Source organism: Aeromonas sp. QDB18, from assembly GCF_027705325.1.
In the GTDB taxonomy this organism is placed as follows: domain Bacteria; phylum Pseudomonadota; class Gammaproteobacteria; order Enterobacterales; family Aeromonadaceae; genus Aeromonas; species Aeromonas caviae.
This window is the reverse complement of record NZ_JAPDBQ010000278.1, coordinates 1-1,534: the sequence shown is the minus strand read 5'-3', so window position 1 is coordinate 1,534 and position 1,534 is coordinate 1. Positions and strand designations below refer to the sequence as shown.

1 protein-coding gene is annotated in these 1,534 nt (G+C 55.0%); it reads right to left on the bottom strand.

Features of this window, described 5'->3' with window-relative positions:
- Positions 1-11: 11 nt before the first annotated feature.
- The gene (locus tag OKC30_RS20840) at positions 12-1,442 is read right to left on the bottom strand and encodes an IS4-like element ISAeme22 family transposase (RefSeq protein WP_041207141.1); all 1,431 of its coding nucleotides are present in this window, start codon (positions 1,440-1,442) and stop codon (positions 12-14) included.
- Between the last annotated feature and the right edge of the window lie 92 nt (positions 1,443-1,534).

Here is a 1,534-nt window from a genome sequence, read left to right as displayed (position 1 = left end):
CTGTCTCTTGATCAGATCTTGATCCCCTGCGCCATCAGATCCTTGGCGGCAAGAAAGCCATCCAGTTTACTTTGCAGGGCTTCCCAACCTTCCCAGAGGGCGCCCCAGCTGGCAATTCCGGTTCGCTTGCTGTCCATAAAACCGCCCAGTCTGGCTATCGCCATGTAAGCCCACTGCAAGCTACCTGCTTTCTCTTTGCGCTTGCGTTTTCCCTTGTCCAGATAGCCCAGTAGCTGACATTCATCCTGAGTCAGCACCGTTTCAGCTGACTGGCTTTCTACGTGTTCCGCTTCCTTTAGCAGCCCTTGCGCCCTGAGTGCTTGCGGCAGCGTGAAGCTTTCTCTGAGCTGTAACAGCCTGACCGCGACAAACGAGAGGATCGAGACCATCCGCTCCAGATTATCCGGCTCCTCCATGCGTTGCCTCTCGGCTCCAGCTCCGGTTTTCCATGCCTTATGGAACTCCTCGATCCGCCAGCGATGGGTGTATATGTCGATGACCCGCAAGGCTTGGGCTAGTGACTCGACGGGTTCACTGGTTAACAACAACCATTTCAACGGGGTCTCACCCTTGGGCGGGTTAATCTCCTCGGCCAACACCGCATTGAGCGTGATATTCCCCTGTTTTAGCGTGATGCGCCCACTGCGCAGGCTCAAGCTCGCCTTGCGGGCGGGTCGATTTTTACGTTTACCGCGTTTATCCACCACGCCCTTTTGCGGGATGCTGATCTGATAGCCACCCAGCTCCGGTTGGTTTTTCAGATGGTCGTACAGATACAATCCGGAGCCAGTGTCCTTGCGCGGGTGCTTGGAGCGCACTACAAATCGCTCTTTATGTGTCAGTTTGTCCTGCAGGTAAGCATGGATATCGGCTTCGCGGTCACAGACCGCAATCACGTTGCTCATCATACTGCCCATGCGTAACCGGCTAGTTGCGGCCGCAGCCAGCCATTTGCCACTCTCCTTTTCATCCGCGTCGGCAGGGTCATCCGGGCGCATCCACCACTCCTGATGCAGTAATCCTACGGTGCGGAATGTAGTGGCCTCGAGCAAGAGAACGGAGTGAACCCACCATCCGCGGGATTTATCTCCAATAGCACCCAGCTTGCCAAGCTCTTCGGCGACCTGGTGGCGATAACTCAAAGAAGTGGTGTCCTCAATGGCCAGCAGTTCGGGAAACGCCTGAGCTAACTTGACGGTTTGCATGGCGCCAGCCTTTCTGATCGCCTCGGCAGAGACGTTGGGATTGCGGATAAATCGGTAAGCGCCTTCCTGCATGGCTTCACAGCCCTCTGATGAGATGGTTATTGATTTTCCAGAACATTTTGCCAATTGAGCGGCGACGTTAACCAGACGGGTGGTACGGCGAGGATCACCCAGCGCCGCCGAAGAGAACACAGATTTAGCCCAGTCAGCCGCACGATGAAGAGCAGAAGTTATCATGATCGTTACCATGTTAGGAGGTCACATGGAAGATCAGATCCTGGAAAACGGGAATGGTTCCGTTCAGGGCGCTACTTGTGTATAAGAGTCAG